We start from the raw sequence: 18,630 nt of genomic DNA on the forward strand, positions 1-18,630 counted from the left end.
GGGGTCGATCTGGATCAACGCCAGACCTGCCGCAACGCCGCCACACTGACTATGTTATGGAGCGCGCGGCCCCCTTCCCCGGGGCCGCGCGCTTCAACGCACAGACCTGACGAAGGACGCCGGCCCGCCGAGGCTGGCACGGAGAAGACCATGGCCGGAGTGGACATCCTCGCCAGCGCGATGACGGGCGCCAACGCCGCCTATCTCGCCGACCTCTACGCCCGCTGGGTCGAGAAGCCCGGCAGCATCGACCCGTCCTTCGCCGAATTGTTCGACGCGCTGGGCGACGATGCCCGCGCGGTGCTGACCGATGCCTCCGGCGCGTCCTGGGCGCCCCGCCCGCGTGGCGGCTTCGCGCCGGAGCCCGAGGCGCCGCCGGCGCCGAAGGGCGGCAAGCCCGCCCCGGCCGCGGCCGCCGACCCGGCCGCCATCCGCAATGCCCAGCTCGATCTCGATCCGCGCGCTGATGCTGATCCGCAGCTACCGCGTCCGCGGCCACCTGGAAGCGCAGCTCGACCCGCTCGGCCTGCAGCAGCCTAAGTCGCACCCGGAGCTGGACCCCGCGACCTACGGCTTCACCGAGGCCGACTGGGACCGCCCCGTCTTCATCAATGGCGTGCTCGGGCTGGAAACCGCCACCGTCCGCGAGATCATGGCGGTCTGCCGCGCCAGCTATTGCGGCTCGATCGGCGTCGAGTTCATGCACATCCAGGATCCCGGCCAGAAGTTTTGGATCCAGAGCCGGATGGAGGGCGCCCCCTGGGCGACCGCCTTCGACAAGGCGGCGAAGCGCGAGATCCTCGAGCACCTGACCGAGGCCGAGGGCTTCGAGGCCTTCTGCGCCCGCAAGTATGTCTCGACCAAGCGCTTCGGGCTCGAGGGCGGCGAGAGCACCATCCCCGCCGTCCAGACGGTGATCGAGACCGCGGCGAAGGCCGGGGTGAACGAGATCGCCATCGGCATGGCGCATCGCGGGCGGCTCAACATGCTCGTGAACGTGGTGAAGAAGCCCTACACGCAGGTCTTCTCGGAGTTCAAGGGCGTCGGCGCCAACCCGGACGACGTCCAGGGCTCGGGCGACGTGAAGTATCACCTCGGCACCTCGACCGATATCGAGATCGCCGGGCGGACCATCCACCTCTCGCTGCAGCCGAACCCCTCGCACCTGGAAGCGGTGGACCCCGTCGTGGTCGGCAAGGTGCGGGCGCGGCAGGACATGGCCGGCGACACCAAGGGCCGCCATAGCGTCATGGGCATCCTGCTGCATGGCGACGCCGCCTTCGCCGGCCAGGGGCTGGTCTACGAGACCATGGCGATGAGCCAGCTGATCGGCTACCGCACCGGCGGCACGGTGCACATCGTCACCAACAACCAGATCGGCTTCACCACCGTCCCGGTGCATGCCTATTCCGGCCTCTATTGCACCGACATCGCCAAGGCGGTGCAGGCGCCGATCTGGCACGTGAACGGCGACGACCCGGAAGCGGTGGTCTTCGTCTCCCGCCTCGCCGCCGAGTTCCGCCAGGAATTCTCGACCGATGTGGTGGTGGACATCGTCTGCTACCGCCGGCACGGCCACAACGAGAGCGACGAGCCGGCCTTCACCCAGCCGATCATGTACGGCCGGATCCGCGAGATGAAGACCACCCGCACGGTCTATGCCGAGCGGCTGGCCGCCGAGGGCAGCGTCGCCGCCGAGGACGCCAAGGCGATCCTCGACGCCTTCAACCAGCGGCTCGAGGAAGCGCACCAGGCGGCGCAGACCTTCAAGCCGAACAAGGCGGACTGGCTGGAAGGCCACTGGTCCGGCCTGCAGGCGGTGGCGGTCGGCGCCGAGGTCGAGCAGCTGCACCCGACCGCGGTGCCGCTCGAGACCCTGCGCGAGGTCGGCACCGCGCTCTCCCAGGTGCCGGACGGCTTCAACGTCAACCCGAAGATCGCCCGCCAGCTCGAGGCCAAGAAGCAGGCGATCGAGAGCGGCGAGGGCATCGACTGGGCGACCGGCGAGGCGCTCGGCTTCGGCACCCTGCTGCTGGAAGGCCACCGCGTGCGCCTCTCGGGCGAGGACGTGCAGCGCGGCACCTTCAGCCACCGCCACGCGGTGCTGATCGACCAGCAGACCCAGGCGGAATACGTGCCGCTGAACAACATCCGCGACCACCAGCCGCGCTTCGAGGCCTTCAACAGCCTGCTGAGCGAGTTCGGCGTGCTCGGCTACGACTACGGCTACAGCCTGGCGGACCCGCACACCCTGGTGCTGTGGGAAGCGCAGTTCGGCGACTTCGCCAATGGCGCCCAGGTCATCATCGACCAGTTCATCGCCTCGGGCGAGACCAAGTGGCTGCGCATGTCGGGGCTGGTGATGCTGCTGCCGCACGGCTTCGAAGGCCAGGGGCCGGAGCATTCCTCCGCCCGGCTGGAGCGCTACCTGCAGCTCTGCGCCGAGCGGAACATGCGGGTCTGCAACTTCACCACGCCGGCCAACTACTTCCACGCGCTGCGCCGGCAGCTGAAGTCGAACTACCGCAAGCCGCTGGTGGTGATGACGCCGAAGTCGCTGCTGCGGCACAAGCTGGCGGTGTCGTCGCTGGCCGATTTCGGCCCGGGCAGCGCCTTCAAGTATGTCATCCCCGAGATCGACGCGATCGCGCCCGAGGAAGACGTGAAGCGGGTCGTGCTCTGCACCGGCAAGGTCTACTACGACCTGCTGCAGGCGCGGCGCGATGCCGGCGTGAAGGACGTGGCGATCATCCGGGTCGAGCAGCTCCACCCCTTCCCGGTGAACAGCCTGAAGACGGCGCTCGCCCCGTACAAGAATGCCGAGGTGGTCTGGTGCCAGGAGGAGCCCGAGAACATGGGCGCCTGGACCTTCGTCGACCGGCGGCTGGAGAAGGTCCTGAAGGACCTCGAGGTCCGCGCGAAGCGGCCCGACTATGTCGGCCGCAAGGAGGCGGCGAGCCCGGCCACCGGCCTCGCCAAGGTGCATGCGGCGGAACAGGAAACCCTGGTGCGGGACGCGCTCGGGCTCTGAGCCCTGGGACCCTGCGGAGAGGCGATAGACGACGATGGCGACCGATATCCTGGTGCCCACCCTGGGCGAGAGCGTATCCACGGCGACCGTGGCGCGCTGGCTGAAGAAGGCCGGCGAGGCCGTGGCGGTGGACGAGCCGCTGGTGGAGCTGGAGACCGACAAGGTCACTGTGGAGGTGAACGCCCCGGCCGCCGGCGTGATCGAGTCGATCAGCGCGGATGAGGGCGCCGAGGTCGAGCCGGGCGCCGTGCTGGGCAGCATCGCCGCGGGCGCCGGCGCCGCCGCGCCCGTGCCGGCGGCCAAGCCGCACAAGCCGGAGCCGGTCGCCCCCGTCGCCGCGCAGCCGAAGGTGGAGGCGCCGCGCACCCCGGCCGGCCCCGTCGCCGTCCCCGGCCATGCGCCGCTGCCCGCCGCCGCCAAGCTGATGGCGGAGAACAACGTCACCGCCGAGCAGGTCGGCGCCGGCAGCGCCAAGGACGGCCGCATCGCCAAGGGCGACGTGCTGGATTTCCTCAGCCGTCCCGCCGCGGCGCCCGCGGCTGCGGCGAAGCCCGCCGCGCAGCGGCCGCTCGAGGAGGGCGAGGAGCGGGTGAAGATGACGCGGCTCCGCGTCACCATCGCCCGCCGGCTGAAGGAGGCGCAGAACAACGCCGCCATGCTGACCACCTTCAACGAGGTCGACATGGGCGCGGCGATGGCGCTGCGCACCGAGTACCGCGACGTCTTCGAGAAGAAGCACGGCGTCCGGCTCGGCTTCATGTCCTTCTTCGTGAAGGCCTGCGTCGCCGCGCTGAAGGAATTCCCCGCGGTGAACGCCGAGATCCAGGGCGACGAGCTGATCTACAAGAACTTCGTCCATATGGGCGTCGCCGTCGGCGGGCCGAACGGCCTGGTCGTGCCGGTGCTGCGCAACGCCGACCGCATGGGCTTCGCCGAGATCGAGAAGACCATCGGCTCCTTCGGCAAGCGCGTCCGCGACGGGCAGCTCAAGCTCGAGGAGATGGCGGGCGGCAGCTTCACCATCACCAATGGCGGCGTCTACGGGTCGCTGATGTCGACCCCCATCCTGAATCCGCCGCAGTCCGGCATTCTCGGCATGCACAAGATCCAGGACCGGCCGATGGCGGTGGGCGGCAAGGTCGAAATCTGCCCGATGATGTACATCGCGCTGAGCTACGACCACCGCATCGTCGACGGCAAGGAAGCGGTCAGCTTCCTGGTCCGCGTCAAGGAAAGCATCGAGGACCCGCGCCGGCTGATGCTGGATATCTGAGCCTTCCATACCAGGCGGGCCGGCGCGGGACCCCCGTGCCGGCCTCGCGCGTTTCAGCGGCATGGGCCGCACGGCTTGCTAGATTGGGTGAAGAGGGCCGCCGCATGCCGGCCCACCCGGGAGAAGTCACATGCGTTCCTTCGATGGCCAATTTTCCGACAACCGCCCGCTGAAGCGCACGCGGGAGGAGAAGGTCCGCCTCCTCGCCGAGCTGAAGGAGACAGTGCGGACCATGAAGCCGCACACCTCGCCGGAGCTGCGGGTGTCGATCGCCACCAAGATCAAGGAGCTGGAAGCCGACCTGGCGGCCCCGCCGCCGCCGCCGCGCGAGCGCCGGCTGCCGTCGCACCAGCAGGACCAGTTCGGTACCGGCCCGCGCCCGCCCCGCCGGCCGCGGCCGCCGCGCGAGACGTTCTAGGAAGGTCGGGGCGGCAAAGGCATTTCCTCCCCAGGCCCCATCCCTCCTTTTCGTGAGGTCGGGCATCGCCGCGCGGCACGTGCCAGACTCGGAAAAATAGATGAGGGGTCCGGGGAGAATACCTTCTCCCCGGCCGTGCCTCCCGCCGGCATGATGCGCCCCTGACCAAAGGGGAAACGCCGCATGCGGCTCGAGAGCAAGACCGCCATCATCATCGGCGCCGGGCAGAGCCCGGGCGAGACCATGGGCAATGGTCGCGCCACCGCCATCCGCTTCGCCCAGGAAGGCGCCCGGGTGCTCTGCGTGGACCGCGACCTCGCCTCGGCGCAGGACACCGCCGCCCAGGCCGGCAACGGCGCCACCGCCTTCCAGGCCGACGTGACGCGGGAGGCCGAGATGGCCGCCGCCGTCGCCGAGGCGGTGCGGCTCTGGGGCCGGCTCGACATCCTGCACTACAACGTCGGCATGTCGCTCGCGGGCGGCGATGCCCCGCCCACCGAGATCACCGAGGACGCCTTCGACCGCGTCACCGCGGTCAACCTGCGCGGCTTCGTCATGGCGGTGAAGCACGCCCTGCCGGTGATGCGGCGGCAGGAAAGCGGGGTGATCCTGTCGATCAGCTCCGCCGCGGCGGTCGAGAGCTACCCCTATGTCGCCTACAAGACCACCAAGGCGGCGATGCTGGCCTTCACCGAGCAGGTGGCCAACCAGAATGCCGGCCACGGCATTCGCTGCAACACCATCCTGCCCGGGCTGATGGACACGCCGATGGCGGTGGACACCCGCGTCCGCCACACCGGCAAGACCCGGGCGGAGGTCGCGGCCGAGCGCGACGCCAAGGTGCCGCTGCGGCGGCGGATGGGCACCGCCTGGGACGTGGCCAATGCGGCGCTGTTCCTGGCGAGCGACGAGGCGGGGTTCATCACCGGCGTGGCGCTGCCGGTGGATGGCGGCAGGCTGGTGCAGATCGGGTGAAGAACGCCGGGGAGGAAGTATCCTCCCTGGATCCTCCTCTGTTTTTCCGAGGCCGGCACCCGCCGCGCGTCGGCATCCGACCCACGGAAGGGAAGGGTGGGGTTCGGGGAGGGAATACCTGTTTCCCTCCCCGACCCTCCTACCCCGGCTGCCCCGTGCAGCCCGCCGAGGTCGCGCCGATCAGCAGGCTGGTGCGGAAAGCCAGCGGCTGGCGCGGCAGGTCGCCCGCTTCGGCGCCGCGCAGCATCTCCTGCCATTTGCAGGCGAAGGCGGTCGGGCGATGGCGGAACAGGCCGGCGGTCTCGGCGCGCAGCTCGGTGTAGTGCACCGGCTCCTCCCAGGCATGGTCGGTGGCCAGCAGCAGCACCAGGCAGGCGCCAAGCACCGCCGCGCCCAGGCCCAGAGCGCGGACCAGCGCCACCGGCAGCGGCAGGACCAGGAGCAGCAGCAGCAGGGCCGGCAGCATTAGCCGCTCCCCGGGTTCACCACGTTCTGCACCAGGTCGGGCAGCGCGGCGAACAGCGCCAGCAGCCCCGCGGCGGCCAGCAGCGGCGCCCAAGCCAGCCGGCGCGTGCGGATCGCCGTCCGCAGCCCGAGGCCCAGCAGCGCCACGAGCCCGGCCGCGAAGGCCAGGTTGATCGCCGCTCCCGCCCAGTAGAGCGTCGGGCGGGTGACGACGTCGCCCCCCCGGCGAAGACGAAGTTGTGGTAGGGGCCGAGCTTGGCGACGGTATAGAGCTTGTAGGCGAGGAAGGCGGCCGGCCCGCCGGTGCCGCTGGTCTCGGTCGCGTTGCCGCCGGCATTGGTGGCGACATACCAGCCAGTCAGGACCGCGGCCGGCAGCAGGCCGGCCGCGGTGGGGATGATCCGCCGCGGGTCCAGCAGCGCCGTGGCGCCGAGCAGGGCGCAGAAGGCGAAGAAGACCATGGCATGGGTGAAGAAGATCGCCAGGCCGAAGCCCATGATCGGCAGGACCCGGGCGCGCCGCGCCTCCGGCAGCAGGAACCAGGCGCCCAGCAGCACCATCCCGAGCTGGAAATTGGCATAGCCGTTCCAGAAGGCGGCATTGAGGAAGACGGCGACCAGCAGCAGCGCCGCGAAGGCGCCCGGCGCCCCTGGCTGGTACCGCCGCCCCAGCGCCAGCGCCACGGCGACCGAGGCGCCGACCAGCCCCAGCAGGAACAGCCGCGCCGCCAGCGCCGCCGGCATCGCCAGCGACAGCAGCCCGAGCAGCAGCTGGACCGAGCTGTTCGGCACCGGCGTCGTGGCCAGCACGACCCCGTCCACCGGCAGGCCGCGCAGCAGCCGCGCCAGCAGCTGGCCCTGATAGGCCCATTCGGGGAAGTCCTGCAGCGGTGGATAGGGCGCCAGCACCAGCACCGCCGCCGCCAGCGCGCCGAGGCCGAGGCAGAGCGCGGTCCAGGGGAAGGCGGCGCGGCGGCGCGCGGCAGGGCGGTCTCGGCCGAATTCATGCCGGACAAGGCAAGGAGGTCTCCGGGATGCCGGTGGGAAGGTCGTTCTCGTCGCCATGGGGGCGGTTGGCCACTGACATGCGGTTGACCGGCTTTCGCCCTGTACAGCCCGGGGGCGGCCGGGCTAGGCTCCACCCCATGTCGACCATCGGTTTCCGTATCGCGCGAATTACCAGCCCGGCCGCCTGAGCCGCGCTGCCCATGGGGGTGGCGCGCCGCGCCGCCGGGTTCGTCCCCTCCCCTCGCGCTCATGGAACCGCCCCGATGTCCGACCTCGTTTCCGTCCGTTTCGTCCTGACCGCCGATGCCTCGCCCGGGCTGCTGCCGCGATTGCTGCAGCCGCTCGCCAAGCGCGACCTGGTGGCGGATGCCTTCCACGCCGTCCGTCAGGGCGATGCCATGCAGGTCGAGCTGGTGCTGGACGCAATGCCGGCCGGGATGGTCCACCTCGTCGCCGGCAATCTCGGCCAGGTGGTCGGCGTCTGGTCGGTCGAGACGGTGCTGCCGAAGCCGCTGCGCGCCGCGGCCTGAGCCCGGCGCTCCGGGCTTCGTGACATAGGCGGCTGCGGCCAGGGGGAACGCGAATGGTTGCCTGCGGCTAAGCTCCCGTCACGCCGGCGGGACATCGGATTATGTTGTGGGATGCCTTCCCGGATGCGCTGCACCTCGCGCGCTTCCAATCTGCCTTCACCGTCACCTTCCACTTCCTGTTCCCCGCCTTCACCATCGGCCTCGCCAGCTACCTGGCGGTGCTGGAAGGGCTGTGGCTCTGGACGGGCCGCGCGAAGTACCTCGACCTCTTTCGCTACTGGCTGAAGGTCTTCGCGGTGAACTTCGCCATGGGCGTGGTCTCCGGCCTCGTGCTGTCCTACCAGTTCGGCACCAATTGGGCGGCTTGGTCCGACAAGGTCGGGCCGGTGCTCGGCCCGATCATGGCCTATGAGGTGCTGACCGCCTTCTTCCTCGAGGCCGGCTTCCTCGGCGTGATGCTGTTCGGCCTCGGACGGGTCGGCAAGGGGCTGCATTTCTTCGCCACCTGCCTGGTCGCGGTGGGGACGCTGATCTCGGGCTTCTGGATCCTCTCGGCGAATTCCTGGATGCAGACGCCGCAGGGCTTCTCCATCGCGCCCGACGGCCGCTTCATGCCGGAGGATTGGTGGGCGATCGTCTTCAACCCCTCCTTCCCCTTCCGCTACCTCCACACCATCACCGGCGCCTTCCTGACCACCGCGATGATCGTCGGCGCGGTCGGCGCCTGGCACGTGCTGCAGGACCGCTCGAACGAGCGGGCGCGGACCATGTTCAGCATGGCCATGTGGATGGCCGCCGCCGTCGCGCCGGCCCAGGCGATGTTCGGCGACGCGCAGGGCCTCTGGGCGCTGGAGAAGCAATCGCAGAAGGTCGCCGCGATGGAGGGCCACTGGGAGACCCAGGCGCCCGCCCCGCTGATCCTCTTCGGCATCCCGGACATGGCGCGGGAGGAAACCAAGCTGAAGGTCGAGATCCCCTATCTCGGCAGCCTGATCCTGCGCCACAGCCTGGACGGCGAGATCAAGGGGCTGAAGGACTTCCCGAAGGACGCGCGGCCGACCAACGTGCCGCTGGTCTTCTGGTCCTTCCGCATCATGGTGGGGATGGGCGTGCTGATGATCGCGCTCGGCTTCGTCTCGCTCTGGCTGCGCTGGCGCGGCCGGCTGTACGACAGCCCCTGGTTCCAGCGCTGGGCGGTGGCGATGGGGCCGGCCGGGCTGATCGCGGTGACCTTCGGCTGGATCACCACGGAAGCCGGGCGGCAGCCCTTCACCGTCTACGGCCTGCTGCGCACCGCCGACAGCGTCAGCCCGGTCGCGGCACCGGCGGTGCTGACCTCGCTCGTGCTGTTCATGACGGTCTACTTCATCGTCTTCGGCGCCGGCATCTGGTACCTGTTCCGGCTGTTCCGCCACCCGCCCGAGGCGGAGGAATCCGGCGTCGAGTCCGAGCCGCCGATCCGCACCGCCGGCATCACCCCGGCGCCGGCCGTTGATCCGGACCGCGTGCACGACGCGCGGCCGCAACCAGCGGAGTGAGCAGGATGAGCGCGGAGACCATCGCCACCATCTGGGCCTTCGTGATCGCCACGGCGGTCTTCCTCTATGTCTGCATGGACGGCTTCGACCTCGGGGTCGGGATCCTGTTCCCCTGGATCCATGGCAAGGACGACCGCGACCTCGCGGTGAACACCGTCGCCCCGGTCTGGGACGGCAACGAGACCTGGCTGGTGATGGGCGGCGGCGGGCTGTTCGCCGCCTTCCCCTGGCCTACGCGATCGTCATGCCGGCGCTGTACATGCCCATCATCGTCATGCTGCTGGCGCTGATCTTCCGCGGCGTCTCCTTCGAGATGCGCTTCCGCGCCGCGACGCCGGGGCAGCATCTCTGGTGGGACCGCGCCTTCTCCGGCGGCAGCTATGTCGCGGCCTTCGCGCAAGGGATCGCGCTCGGCGCGCTGGTGCAGGGCGTGAAGGTCGAGGGCCGCGCCTATGCCGGCGGCTGGTGGGACTGGCTCTCGCCCTTCTCCATCGTCACCGGCCTGGCGGTGCTGGCGGGCTACGGGATGCTCGGCGCCTGCTGGCTGGTCTGGAAGACCGAGGGCGAGATGCAGGACCAGGTGAAGGCGCTGGCGCGGCGGATGACCGTGCTGACGCTCGGCTTCATCGCCGCGGTCAGCCTGGTGGTGCCCTTCCTGCTGCCGGCCTTCCGCGCCCGCTGGTTCGACTTCCCGGCGATCCTCGCCGCGCTGCCCGTGCCGGTGCTGGTCGTGGTGCTGGCCTGGCGGCTGTTCCGCGGCCTCGGCGAGGCCGGGCACAACCCCGAGAACCGCCGCATGGTCTGGCGCGACGGCATCCCCTTCGCCTGCGCGCTCGGCCTGTTCTTCCTGGCCTATACCGGGCTCGGCATCTCGATGTGGCCGATGATCGTGCCGCCGAACATCACGATCTGGGAGGCCGCTTCGCCGCGGGCGTCGCAGGTCTTCATGCTGGTGGGCTTGGCGGTGCTGATCCCGGTCATCCTGGGCTATACCGGGTATTCTCTACTGGCTCTTCCGCGGCAAGGTGAAGGCTGGCCACGGCTACCACTGACCGTGGCGCGGCGCCTAGCCTCCCGGCTGCTGTGGTTCGCCGCCCCTCTGGGCGGCGGGGGTCGCGGCGGTCGGGGCGGTGGCCTTCCTGCTGCGGGCGATGCTGCGGTTGTGAGACGGGCCACACCGGATGGTGCGCCTGTTCGAAGGCGCGATCCGCTCTATGGCAGGTGCTTGCCGAGCAGATTCACGCGTCCGGGCGCTCACGCCCTCCCGCATCTGCTCTAGCCGCGCTCACGCTCCGCATCGCGCCGGACGATTTGAAGCAGCGGCTCTCCTTGCCGTCGGCGGTTCGGTCCTGGTGCAGGAAAGCCAGCTTCCGGTCGTCGAAGGTGCGGAAGAAGGTCTCCCAGTCCACCGGCTGCAGCTTCTCGTCCGGCTCCGCGAAGTCGATGCGCAGCAGGCCCTCGCCGTCGCGGCCCTCGGTGCCCTTGACGACGGTCGGCCGGCCGCCGCGGGCCTCGACCCAGCGGCGGATCTCGGCGTGTTCGGTGGTGGTCTTCGCCTCGGCCATCCTGGCTCCTCCCGGGGCGGGATGCCCCGGGCGATAAACCCGGACGCGCGCCGGGTGTTCCGGCCGGGCCTATTCCGCCGCGGCGTGACCCGCCACGACGGCGCGGCGCGGCCAGGCCAGCACCAGCGCGACCCCGCCCAGCACCAGCAGCTGCGCCGCCAGCCCTTCCCAGCTCGGCGCGGCGCCGATCGTCCCGGCGAATTCGGGCAGGTCGTTCGGGCTGAAGGGGATCAGCGCCTGCTCCTGGAATCCCTGGATGCCGGCCGCGACCAGCCGCGCTGCCATGAACAGCAGGAAGAGCGAGGTCGCCCGGAACAGCGGCCGCAGGGGATGCGCACCGCGGCGCGGATCAGCAGCCACCAGAGCACGCCGAGGCCCGCGGCGCCCGCGGCCAGGCCGGCGACCATGCCGGGCATCGAGCCCTCCGTACCCAGCGCCGCCAGGAACAGCGCGGTCTCGGCGCCTTCCCGGAACACCGCCAGGAAGCCGATCAGCCCGAGCGCCACCGGCACCCGGTCGGCCGCAAGCGCCGCTTCCGCCTGCCGGGTCAGCGCCGCGCCCCAGGCACGCGGGTCGGCCCGCCGCCAGAGGAATCCGCCGGTCCAGAGCATCAGCCCGGCGGCGACCAGGCAGGTGATGCCCTCGACGAAGTCGTCATGCTCCCCGCCGCGCCAGGCGGCATAGGCGCCGGCGGTCAGCAGGCTGGCCAGCAGGCCGAGCCCGGCCCCGGCCCAGAGCGCGCCGACGCGCTCCGGCGCCAGCTTGCGCAGCAGGGCGGCGAGGGCGGCAAGCACCAGGATGGCTTCTAGCCCCTCCCGCAGGAGGATCAAGGCGGCCTGGACGGCGGTGGAGGCGATCATCGAACCCCGCATTAGCGAATGGTTCGCAACACATAGGCGCTTCGCCGCCGGCGTCGCGTGAATTCCCGCTTCAGGCGGCCATCATCGCAGCGCGACCGGCCACGATGCAGGCCGCCGCGGGGCGGCGGCGCGGCCCGGCCTCGACGGCGGGAGCCGGACCGCCGGCCGCGCCCGCGCGGTTGCCCCTCGCCCTGACCCAGGCGCGCCTCTCCATGGCGGCAAGGGGGCGAGCGGATTACGCCGACCGGCGCCTGCCCTGGTGGTTGCCGCCTGACGCCTGGCACCCCTGGGTCCCTGGCACTACGCTGGGACGATGCACGACATCATCATCCGGCGCGCGATAGACAGCGACCTGCACGGGATGCTGGAACTCTACCGCCACCTCAATCCGGATGATCCGCCCGTCGACCCCGCAGCAGCCGAGTTGCCGTGGTCCTCGCTTCTTCGATCCGGGCTCACGACGGTCCTTGTGGCGGAGGAGCATGGCCGCCTGGTGTCCTCGTGCACGCTCGTGGTGGTGCCGAACCTGACCAGGGGAGGCATGTCCTACGCCCTCATCGAAAACGTGGTGACGCATGCCGGGTATCGTCGGCGTGGCCTAGGGCATCGGGTCCTGGCGGCGGCGCTGGACGCTGCCTGGGCTGCCAACTGCTACAAGGTGATGCTGGCGACCGGCTCGAAGCAGGACTCCACATTGCGCTTCTACGAGACGGCTGGGTTCGAACGCGGAGGAAAGACATTCTTCCAGGCGCGGCGCCCATGGGTCTCGTTCAGGCGGCATGCGGCGGAGGCCCGGATCGGATCCGGTGCCACGCTCCACATGGGCGCCATTCGTTGGGTGCTGGCCGCTAGGCCAGGACGGCGCCGTCCCGCAGCCGCTCATAGGCCGCGCGGACCAGGGCCGGGCCGTGCCGGCGTTCCAGCCGGCGGATGGTGAAATGCGCCCGGGCGATGCCGCGGAAATGCTCGAGGAAGGCGAGGTTCACCGCCGCCCCGCCGGCCGCGCCGATCACCGGCGCCGCCTGGGCCGAGAGCTTGAAGGCGACCGGCGCGCCGAAGCGGGCGGCGATGGCGCCGAGGAAGCCCGGCAGGAACTGCGCGACGCCGCGGCCGACCGCCGTCTGCACCGCCTCGGCCAGCGCCAGGCGCAGGGCGAAGTAGCCGCTCTCGGCCTCGTCGTCCTGCGGGTTGCGGCCGCCGAGGGCGAAGACCTTCAGGCATTCGGCCTGCACCTGGGGGTCGGACAGGTCCTCCTCTGCTCGGCCGCGACGGCGGCGACCTGGCGCAGCAGCAGGGTGGTGGAGACCGGCAGTTCCAGCAGCGTGCCCGGCAGGCCGAAAGCCCCGCCCGCGACGCCGGAGGCGGCGATCAGGCCGCGATGCAGCCAGTCGTTCGGCAGGGGCCCGGTGCGGCCGGGGGCGCTGCGGAGCGCCGCCTGCATGGCGGCCTCCAGGGCACGGCGCACCGCCTCGTCCAGGCCGCGCTGGGCGACATCCGGCAGGCGGCGCTTCAGCGCCTCGACCGAGCCGCCGACCAGGGCGGCGAGGCGGACGGGCAGCGAGGTGCCCTCCAGCACCACCACGGCGGCGTCGAGCTCGGCCAGGGCGGCCTCGGGCAGGGTGGGAACGGGAAGGCTGCGGTCGGTGTCGGTCATGATGCTGGCAGAACCCGGGCGCGCGGGATGGGTTCGCGCGCGAACGAAGATGGGGCGCGCGGGAGGCAGCGGGAAGGGCGCGGAGGGGGCTCCGGCCGCAGGACCGCGAGCCTGTTCCCGGCGGTGCGGGCGGTCGCGGCGCGGCCCAGGCTGGACCGCCACGCCGTGCTGCGTGGCGGAGCCCGATCTGCGCTACAGGATGTACCGGCTGAGATCCGCGCTGCCCGCCAGCGGCCCGACCTTCTCCTGCACATAGGCGCCGGTCACCGGCACGCTTTCCCCGCGCCGGTCGGAGGCGGTGAAGCTGATCTCCTCCAGCAGCCGCTCCAGCACCGTCGCCAGGCGGCGGGCGCCGATATTCTCCACCTTGGCGTTGATGTCGGCGGCGAGGTCGGCGATCACGTCGACCGCATCCTCGGTGAAGTCGAGGCTCAGGCCCTCGGTCCCCAGCAGCGCCACGTATTGCTTGACCAGGCTGTGCTCCGGCTCGGTCAGGATGCGGCGGAAATCCTCCCGCGTCAGGGCCGAGAGCTCGACCCGGATCGGCAGGCGGCCCTGCAGCTCGGGCAGCAGGTCGGAGGGCTTGCTCAGGGTGGAAGGCGCCGGAGGCGATGAAGAGGATGTGGTCGGTCTTCACCGGCCCATGCTTCGTCGTCACCGTGGTGCCCTCGATCAGCGGCAGCAGGTCGCGCTGCACGCCTTCACGTGAAACATCCCCGCCACGCACGCCGTTGTCCGAGCCGCGGGCGATCTTGTCGATCTCGTCGAGGAAGACGATGCCGTTGTTCTCGGCATTGGCGACGGCCTCGCGGGTCAGCTGCTCCTGGTCGACCAGCTTGTCGGCCTCGTCCTTCAGCAGGATCTGCCGTGCCTCGGCCACCGTCATCTTGCGCGGCTTGGTCTTGCCGCCGAACATCTTGCCGAGCATCTCCTGCATGTTCTGCATCTGCAGGCCCTGGGCGCCCGGCAGGTCGATCATCCCGATCGGCATGCCGCCGCCGGCATCGCTGACCTGGACCTCGATCTCCCGCGTCTCCAGCGTGCCCTCGCGCAGCATGCGGCGGAACTTCATCCGGGTCTCGCCCGAGGCGCCCTCCCCACCAGGGCGGTCACCAGCCGCTCCTCGGCCGCCAGCTCCGCCTTGGCCTGGACCGACTTGCGGGACGCCTCGCGGGTCTGGGTGATGCTGACCTCGATCAGGTCGCGGACGATGCTCTCGACGTCGCGGCCGACATAGCCGACCTCGGTGAACTTGGTTGCCTCGACCTTCAGAAAGGGGGCATTGGCCAGGCGCGCCAAGCGGCGGGCGATCTCGGTCTTGCCGCAGCCGGTCGGGCCGATCATCAGGATGTTCTTCGGCACCACCTCCTCGCGCATGCCCTCGGGCAGCTGCTGGCGGCGCCAGCGGTTGCGCAGCGCGATGGCGACCGCCCGCTTGGCGTCGTTCTGGCCGACGATGTAGCGGTCGAGCTCGGAGACGATCTCGCGCGGGGAGAGGTTGACGGCTTCCGTGACCATCAGGCGGCTTCCAGGGTTTCGAGGGTGACGTTGCCGTTGGTGTAGACGCAGATGTCGCCGGCAATCTTCATGGCCCGCCGGCAGATCTCCTCGGCCGAGAGGCCCTCCACCGGCAGCAGGGCACGGGCCGCGGCCAGCGCGTGACTGCCGCCGGAGCCGATGCCGATCACCGCGTCCTCCGGCTCCAGCACGTCGCCCTGGCCGGTCAGCAGCAGGGAGCGCTTGCCATCGGCGACTGCCAGCAGGGCTTCCAGCCGGCGCAGGTAGCGGTCGGACCGCCAGTCCTTGGCGAGCTCGACGCAGGCGCGCTCGAGCTGGTCGGGGAAGCGCTCGAGCTTCGCCTCCAGCCGCTCGAGCAGGGTGAAGGCATCGGCGGTGGCGCCGGCGAAGCCGGCCAGCACCCGGCCGTTGGCGATGCGGCGGACCTTGCGGGCATTGCCCTTGACCACGGTCTGGCCCAGCGAGACTTGGCCGTCCCCGGCCATGGCGACGGTGCCGCCCTTGCGGACGGAGAGGATGGTGGTGCCGTGCCAGCCGGCGAGGTCCGGTGCGGCGGAGCTTTGGAATGCGGACATGGCCGCGGATGTGGGCCTTTCCGGGGCCGGCGGCAACGGGAGGGCGGGCGGGATGGCCGAACGGCCTATCCGGTCCGGCCGGGGCCGCGCGGGGCCACCTCCCGTTGCGACCCCCGCCCCGCGGCGTAGGAAGCCGCCATGAGCGCCGCCCGCACCGCCACCGTCAGCCGCAGCACGGCCGAGACCGATATCCGCGCCACCCTGTGCCTCGACGGCACCGGGCAGGTGCGGGTCGCCACCGGCATCGGCTTCCTCGACCACATGCTGACCGCGCTCGGCCGCCACGCCCTGCTCGACCTGACGGTCGAGGCCAAGGGCGACCTGCATATCGACTATCACCACACCACCGAGGATGTCGGGATCGTGCTCGGCCAGGCGCTGCGCAAGGCGCTCGGCGACAAGCGCGGCATCCGCCGCTACGGCCAGTCCCTGCTGCCGATGGACGAGGCGCTGGCCGAGGCCGCCATCGACATCTCCGGCCGCCCCTTCCTCGCCTGGTCGGTCCCCTTCGCCCGCGACAAGGTGGGGGAGATGGACACCGAGCTGTTCGAGGAGTTCTTCCGCGCCTTCGCCTTCAACGCCGGCATCACCCTGCATGTGACCTTGAAGGCCGGCACCAACGCGCACCATGTCGCTGAGGCCTGCTTCAAGGCGCTGGCCCGTGCCCTCCGCATGGCGGTGGAGACGGACTCGCGCTCTCCTGACGCGGTGCCCTCCACGAAGGGGGTCCTGGAGGCCTGATGCGGATCTGGACCGTCCACCTGCCGCGCGGTTCCGCCACGGCCGCGCGGGCCGCCCGTGCGCCCGTGCTGGTGCGGGAAGGCTTTGCCTGGGGCGCCTTCCTCTTCGCCCTGCCCTGGCTGCTGCTGCACCGCATGTGGATCGAGGCCATCGGCTATCTGGGCCTGGTGCTGCTGCTGGCCGCCTTCGTGCCGGAAGCCGCGGCGCTGCCGGTGGCGCTGGCGCTGCAATTCCTGGTGGGTGCCCATGCCCAGGACCTACGCCGCGCGGCGCTGGCCCGGCGCGGCCGGCCGGCGGCGCATGCGGTCGCCGCGGCGGACCAGGACGCGGCGCTGGCCCGGCTGCTCGACGCCCGGCCGGACCTGGCCCGGGCGGTGCTGGCATGAGCGCGCAGATGAAGGTTGCCGTCATCGATCCCGGCTCGGGCAACCTCGCCTCGGTGCTGCGGGCGCTCGACCACGCCGCCGGCATGGCCGGCATCCCCGTCGCCGCCGCCATCACCCGCGATGCGGCCGAGGCCGCGGCGGCCGACCGAGCTGGTGCTGCCCCGGCCAGGGCGCCTTCGCCGCCTGCATGCGCGGCCTCGCCGCCCTGCCGGGGATGGTCGAGGTGCTGGATGCCCGGGTCGCCGCCGGCGCGCCCCTGCTCGGCATCTGCGTCGGCATGCAGATCATGGCGGAGCGCGGGTTGGAGCACGGCGTCACCGCCGGCCTCGGCTGGATCAAGGGCGAGATGGCGCCGATGGACCCGAAGGGCGCGGACGGCACGCCGCTGGCGCTGCCGCAGATGGGCTGGAACACGCTGCAATTCCCGGCGGGGGAGCACCCACTGCTCGCGGGAATAAATCCTGGCGAGCACGCCTATTTCGTTCATTCCTATGCGCTGAGCGGGTATCGTCCCGAGGAGGTGCTGGCGACCACCGATTATGGTGGGCCCGTCGTCGCCATCGTCGGGCGCGGCAATGTCGCCGGCACCCAATCTCCATGTCGAGAAGAGCGCCTCGGTGGGTCTGCGCATTCTCGCCAACTTCCTCCGGTGGACGCCATGAATGCCCCACGCGGCCCGGCCGACATGGCCGAAGCCACCCTGCCACAGCCGCCCGAGCTCTCGGTGGAGCGCGTCACCGAGCTCGACGACCACGACATGGCGGAGCTCTGCGAGGCGACGGATGCCGCGATCATCGAGGGCGGCGGCTTCGGCTGGGTGGAGCCGCAGGGCCGCGCCGCGCTGCAGCGCCATTTCCGCGGCGTGCTGCTGGTGCCCGAGCGCGAGCTCTTCATCGCCAAGCTCGACGGCATGGTGGTCGGCAGCGCGCAGCTGGTCCGGCCGCCCCGCAACAACGAGGCCCAGGCCTTCGGCGCCAACCTCACCCACGCCTATATCGCCCCCTATGCGCGCGGGCATGGCCTGGCCCGGCTGCTGATCCGCCGGCTGGAGGAACGCGCCGCGTCGCTCGGCCACCGTGTCGTGAACCTCGACGTGCGGGAGACCCAGTCCACCGCCATCGCGCTGTTCGAGGCCCTGGGCTATGAGCGTTGGGGCACCCACCCGGCCTATGCGCGGGTCGATGGGCGCACGGTCGCCGGCCACTATTATTACAAGCTTCTGGAGCCCGGCCGCGGCCGCAGCACCGGCAAGGTGATGGGTCGCTAACCATATGGCATTGACGCTTTATCCCGCCATCGACCTCAAGGGCGGGCAGGTCGTCCGGCTCAAGCGCGGCGACATGGCGCAGGCGACGGTCTATTCGGCCGAACCCGGCGCGCAGGCGCGGAAATTCGCCGCGATCGGCTTCCCCTGGGTGCATGTGGTGGACCTGGACGGCGCCTTCGCGGGCCGGCCGGCCAATTCGGCCGCGGTCGAGACCATCATCGCCGCCATCCCGCGCGTCCCGGTCCAGCTTCGGCGGCGGCATCCGCAACATGGCGACGGTCGAGGCCTGGCTGGAACGCGGGGTCCGCCGCGTCATCCTCGGCTCGGCCGCGGTGAAGGACCCGACTTCGCCTTCGCCGCCTGCCGCGCCTATCCAGGCCGCGTCGCGGTCGGCATCGACGCCCGCGGCGGGCTGGTGGCGACCGAGGGCTGGGCCGAGGTGTCCACGGTGCCGGCCACCGACCTCGGCAAGCGGTTCGAGGATGCCGGGGCGGCCGCCATCATCTACACCGACATCGACCGCGACGGCATGCTCGGCGGGGTGAACCTGGAAGCGACGCTGGCCATGGCCCGCGCCGTGCGGCTGCCGGTGATCGCCCTCGGGCGGCGTCGCCTCGCTGAACGACCTGGCCTCGCTGGCGGCGGTGTCGTCCGAGGGAATCGAGGGCGTGATCATCGGCCGCGCGCTGTACGACGGGCGGATCGACCCGACCGCGGCGCTGGCGCTGGTCGCGGGGCGCTGAAACACTTCGCCACGGACTGCCCCGGCGCCGCCACAGCGGGGCCCTGACCCCGCCGCGCCCGGCGCCCACCCTCCTGATCCTGGC

16 protein-coding genes and 5 pseudogenes are annotated in these 18,630 nt (G+C 71.2%); 12 read left to right on the forward strand and 9 right to left on the reverse strand.

Annotated elements, in window-relative coordinates:
• The first annotated feature begins 150 nt into the window (after positions 1-150).
• From ACQ86J_RS17405 to ACQ86J_RS17420, 4 genes and pseudogenes are all read left to right on the forward strand, one after another.
• A pseudogene (locus ACQ86J_RS17405) lies at positions 151-3,031 on the forward strand (2-oxoglutarate dehydrogenase E1 component).
• 34 nt (positions 3,032-3,065) lie between these two features.
• Positions 3,066-4,304, forward strand: coding sequence for a 2-oxoglutarate dehydrogenase complex dihydrolipoyllysine-residue succinyltransferase (odhB, locus tag ACQ86J_RS17410; RefSeq protein WP_431272081.1), 1,239 nt, complete (start codon positions 3,066-3,068; stop codon positions 4,302-4,304).
• A gap of 130 nt (positions 4,305-4,434) precedes the next feature.
• Complete coding sequence (locus tag ACQ86J_RS17415; protein ID WP_431272082.1) at positions 4,435-4,722, forward strand: hypothetical protein; 288 nt, start codon at positions 4,435-4,437, stop codon at positions 4,720-4,722.
• A gap of 183 nt (positions 4,723-4,905) precedes the next feature.
• A complete protein-coding gene (locus tag ACQ86J_RS17420) occupies positions 4,906-5,697 on the forward strand; it encodes an SDR family NAD(P)-dependent oxidoreductase (RefSeq protein ID WP_431272083.1) in 792 nt (263 codons plus the stop codon).
• A gap of 139 nt (positions 5,698-5,836) precedes the next feature.
• Here the strand turns inward: ACQ86J_RS17420 and ACQ86J_RS17425 are convergent, their stop codons facing one another.
• Both ACQ86J_RS17425 and ACQ86J_RS17430 read right to left on the reverse strand, forming a co-directional pair.
• Positions 5,837-6,163, reverse strand: a complete 327-nt coding sequence (locus tag ACQ86J_RS17425) for a hypothetical protein (protein ID WP_431272084.1) — start codon at positions 6,161-6,163, stop codon at positions 5,837-5,839.
• A gap of 16 nt (positions 6,164-6,179) precedes the next feature.
• Complete coding sequence (locus ACQ86J_RS17430; protein WP_431272085.1) at positions 6,180-7,226, reverse strand: hypothetical protein; 1,047 nt, start codon at positions 7,224-7,226, stop codon at positions 6,180-6,182.
• A gap of 206 nt (positions 7,227-7,432) precedes the next feature.
• On the opposite strand from ACQ86J_RS17430, the gene ACQ86J_RS17435 reads away from it, so the two are divergent.
• The 3 genes and pseudogenes from ACQ86J_RS17435 (at position 7,433) to cydB (ending at position 10,289) form a co-directional block, all read left to right on the forward strand.
• The gene (locus tag ACQ86J_RS17435; protein WP_431272086.1) at positions 7,433-7,699 is read left to right on the forward strand and encodes a hypothetical protein; all 267 of its coding nucleotides are present in this window, start codon (positions 7,433-7,435) and stop codon (positions 7,697-7,699) included.
• A 101-nt stretch (positions 7,700-7,800) separates the two neighbouring features.
• A complete protein-coding gene (locus ACQ86J_RS17440) occupies positions 7,801-9,237 on the forward strand; it encodes a cytochrome ubiquinol oxidase subunit I (RefSeq protein WP_431272087.1) in 1,437 nt (478 codons plus the stop codon).
• A 5-nt stretch (positions 9,238-9,242) separates the two neighbouring features.
• Positions 9,243-10,289, forward strand: a pseudogene (cydB, locus tag ACQ86J_RS17445) (cytochrome d ubiquinol oxidase subunit II).
• A gap of 186 nt (positions 10,290-10,475) precedes the next feature.
• Here cydB and ACQ86J_RS17450 read toward each other — a convergent pair.
• From ACQ86J_RS17450 to ACQ86J_RS17460, 3 genes are all read right to left on the reverse strand, one after another.
• Complete coding sequence (locus ACQ86J_RS17450; protein WP_431272088.1) at positions 10,476-10,802, reverse strand: hypothetical protein; 327 nt, start codon at positions 10,800-10,802, stop codon at positions 10,476-10,478.
• A 69-nt stretch (positions 10,803-10,871) separates the two neighbouring features.
• On the reverse strand, positions 10,872-11,087 hold the full coding sequence (locus ACQ86J_RS17455; protein ID WP_431272089.1) for a hypothetical protein: 216 nt from the start codon (positions 11,085-11,087) through the stop codon (positions 10,872-10,874).
• The gene (locus ACQ86J_RS17460; protein WP_431272090.1) at positions 11,033-11,662 is read right to left on the reverse strand and encodes an FTR1 family protein; all 630 of its coding nucleotides are present in this window, start codon (positions 11,660-11,662) and stop codon (positions 11,033-11,035) included. The genes ACQ86J_RS17455 and ACQ86J_RS17460 overlap by 55 nt, the downstream gene beginning before the upstream one ends.
• A 313-nt stretch (positions 11,663-11,975) precedes the next feature.
• Between ACQ86J_RS17460 and ACQ86J_RS17465 the strand changes: the two genes are divergently transcribed.
• The gene (locus tag ACQ86J_RS17465) at positions 11,976-12,599 is read left to right on the forward strand and encodes a GNAT family N-acetyltransferase (RefSeq protein ID WP_431272091.1); all 624 of its coding nucleotides are present in this window, start codon (positions 11,976-11,978) and stop codon (positions 12,597-12,599) included.
• Here ACQ86J_RS17465 and ACQ86J_RS17470 read toward each other — a convergent pair.
• The 4 genes and pseudogenes from ACQ86J_RS17470 to hslV all read right to left on the reverse strand — a co-directional run bounded on the left by ACQ86J_RS17470 (position 12,511) and on the right by hslV (position 15,409).
• Positions 12,511-12,894 (reverse strand): hypothetical protein, encoded by a 384-nt coding sequence (locus ACQ86J_RS17470; protein ID WP_431272092.1) that lies wholly within the window; start codon positions 12,892-12,894, stop codon positions 12,511-12,513. The two genes, ACQ86J_RS17465 and ACQ86J_RS17470, sit on opposite strands and share 89 nt — an antisense overlap.
• Positions 12,876-13,316, reverse strand: coding sequence for a hypothetical protein (locus ACQ86J_RS17475; RefSeq protein ID WP_431272093.1), 441 nt, complete (start codon positions 13,314-13,316; stop codon positions 12,876-12,878). The genes ACQ86J_RS17470 and ACQ86J_RS17475 overlap by 19 nt, the downstream gene beginning before the upstream one ends.
• A gap of 192 nt (positions 13,317-13,508) precedes the next feature.
• Positions 13,509-14,834, reverse strand: a pseudogene (gene hslU, locus ACQ86J_RS17480) (ATP-dependent protease ATPase subunit HslU).
• Positions 14,834-15,409 (reverse strand): ATP-dependent protease subunit HslV, encoded by a 576-nt coding sequence (gene hslV / locus ACQ86J_RS17485; protein WP_431272094.1) that lies wholly within the window; start codon positions 15,407-15,409, stop codon positions 14,834-14,836. The pseudogene hslU and the gene hslV overlap by 1 nt, the downstream one beginning before the upstream one ends.
• 138 nt (positions 15,410-15,547) lie before the next feature.
• On the opposite strand from hslV, the gene hisB reads away from it, so the two are divergent.
• From hisB to hisA, 4 genes and pseudogenes are all read left to right on the forward strand, one after another.
• Positions 15,548-16,150: an imidazoleglycerol-phosphate dehydratase HisB gene (hisB, locus tag ACQ86J_RS17490; RefSeq protein ID WP_431272095.1), complete on the forward strand. Its 603-nt coding sequence runs from the start codon at positions 15,548-15,550 to the stop codon at positions 16,148-16,150.
• Positions 16,150-16,536, forward strand: coding sequence for a DUF2628 domain-containing protein (locus ACQ86J_RS17495; protein WP_431272096.1), 387 nt, complete (start codon positions 16,150-16,152; stop codon positions 16,534-16,536). Before hisB ends, ACQ86J_RS17495 begins: the two co-directional genes overlap by 1 nt.
• A gap of 8 nt (positions 16,537-16,544) precedes the next feature.
• A pseudogene (gene hisH / locus ACQ86J_RS17500) lies at positions 16,545-17,198 on the forward strand (imidazole glycerol phosphate synthase subunit HisH).
• Positions 17,199-17,221: 23 nt separating this feature from the next.
• Positions 17,222-18,546, forward strand: a pseudogene (gene hisA / locus ACQ86J_RS17505) (1-(5-phosphoribosyl)-5-[(5-phosphoribosylamino)methylideneamino]imidazole-4-carboxamide isomerase).
• Positions 18,547-18,630 lie beyond the last annotated feature (84 nt).

Origin of the sequence: Dankookia sp. P2, assembly GCF_050632255.1 — a bacterium.
Classification (GTDB): domain Bacteria; phylum Pseudomonadota; class Alphaproteobacteria; order Acetobacterales; family Acetobacteraceae; genus Paracraurococcus.

What these genes read in the sequence shown, in the direction of transcription:
- ACQ86J_RS17460 (WP_431272090.1), bottom strand. Translation starts at nt 11,662, where the DNA reads ATGATCGCCTCCACCGCCGTCCAGGCCGCCTTGATCCTCCTGCGGGAG.
- ACQ86J_RS17420 (WP_431272083.1), top strand. Translation starts at nt 4,906, where the DNA reads ATGCGGCTCGAGAGCAAGACCGCCATCATCATCGGCGCCGGGCAGAGC.
- ACQ86J_RS17435 (WP_431272086.1), top strand. Translation starts at nt 7,433, where the DNA reads ATGTCCGACCTCGTTTCCGTCCGTTTCGTCCTGACCGCCGATGCCTCG.
- ACQ86J_RS17415 (WP_431272082.1), top strand. Translation starts at nt 4,435, where the DNA reads ATGCGTTCCTTCGATGGCCAATTTTCCGACAACCGCCCGCTGAAGCGC.
- ACQ86J_RS17475 (WP_431272093.1), bottom strand. Translation starts at nt 13,316, where the DNA reads ATGACCGACACCGACCGCAGCCTTCCCGTTCCCACCCTGCCCGAGGCC.
- ACQ86J_RS17450 (WP_431272088.1), bottom strand. Translation starts at nt 10,802, where the DNA reads ATGGCCGAGGCGAAGACCACCACCGAACACGCCGAGATCCGCCGCTGG.
- ACQ86J_RS17425 (WP_431272084.1), bottom strand. Translation starts at nt 6,163, where the DNA reads ATGCTGCCGGCCCTGCTGCTGCTGCTCCTGGTCCTGCCGCTGCCGGTG.
- ACQ86J_RS17430 (WP_431272085.1), bottom strand. Translation starts at nt 7,226, where the DNA reads ATGGCGACGAGAACGACCTTCCCACCGGCATCCCGGAGACCTCCTTGC.
- ACQ86J_RS17455 (WP_431272089.1), bottom strand. Translation starts at nt 11,087, where the DNA reads ATGGCAGCGCGGCTGGTCGCGGCCGGCATCCAGGGATTCCAGGAGCAG.
- ACQ86J_RS17440 (WP_431272087.1), top strand. Translation starts at nt 7,801, where the DNA reads ATGTTGTGGGATGCCTTCCCGGATGCGCTGCACCTCGCGCGCTTCCAA.
- ACQ86J_RS17465 (WP_431272091.1), top strand. Translation starts at nt 11,976, where the DNA reads ATGCACGACATCATCATCCGGCGCGCGATAGACAGCGACCTGCACGGG.
- odhB (WP_431272081.1), top strand. Translation starts at nt 3,066, where the DNA reads ATGGCGACCGATATCCTGGTGCCCACCCTGGGCGAGAGCGTATCCACG.
- ACQ86J_RS17495 (WP_431272096.1), top strand. Translation starts at nt 16,150, where the DNA reads ATGCGGATCTGGACCGTCCACCTGCCGCGCGGTTCCGCCACGGCCGCG.
- hslV (WP_431272094.1), bottom strand. Translation starts at nt 15,409, where the DNA reads ATGTCCGCATTCCAAAGCTCCGCCGCACCGGACCTCGCCGGCTGGCAC.
- hisB (WP_431272095.1), top strand. Translation starts at nt 15,548, where the DNA reads ATGAGCGCCGCCCGCACCGCCACCGTCAGCCGCAGCACGGCCGAGACC.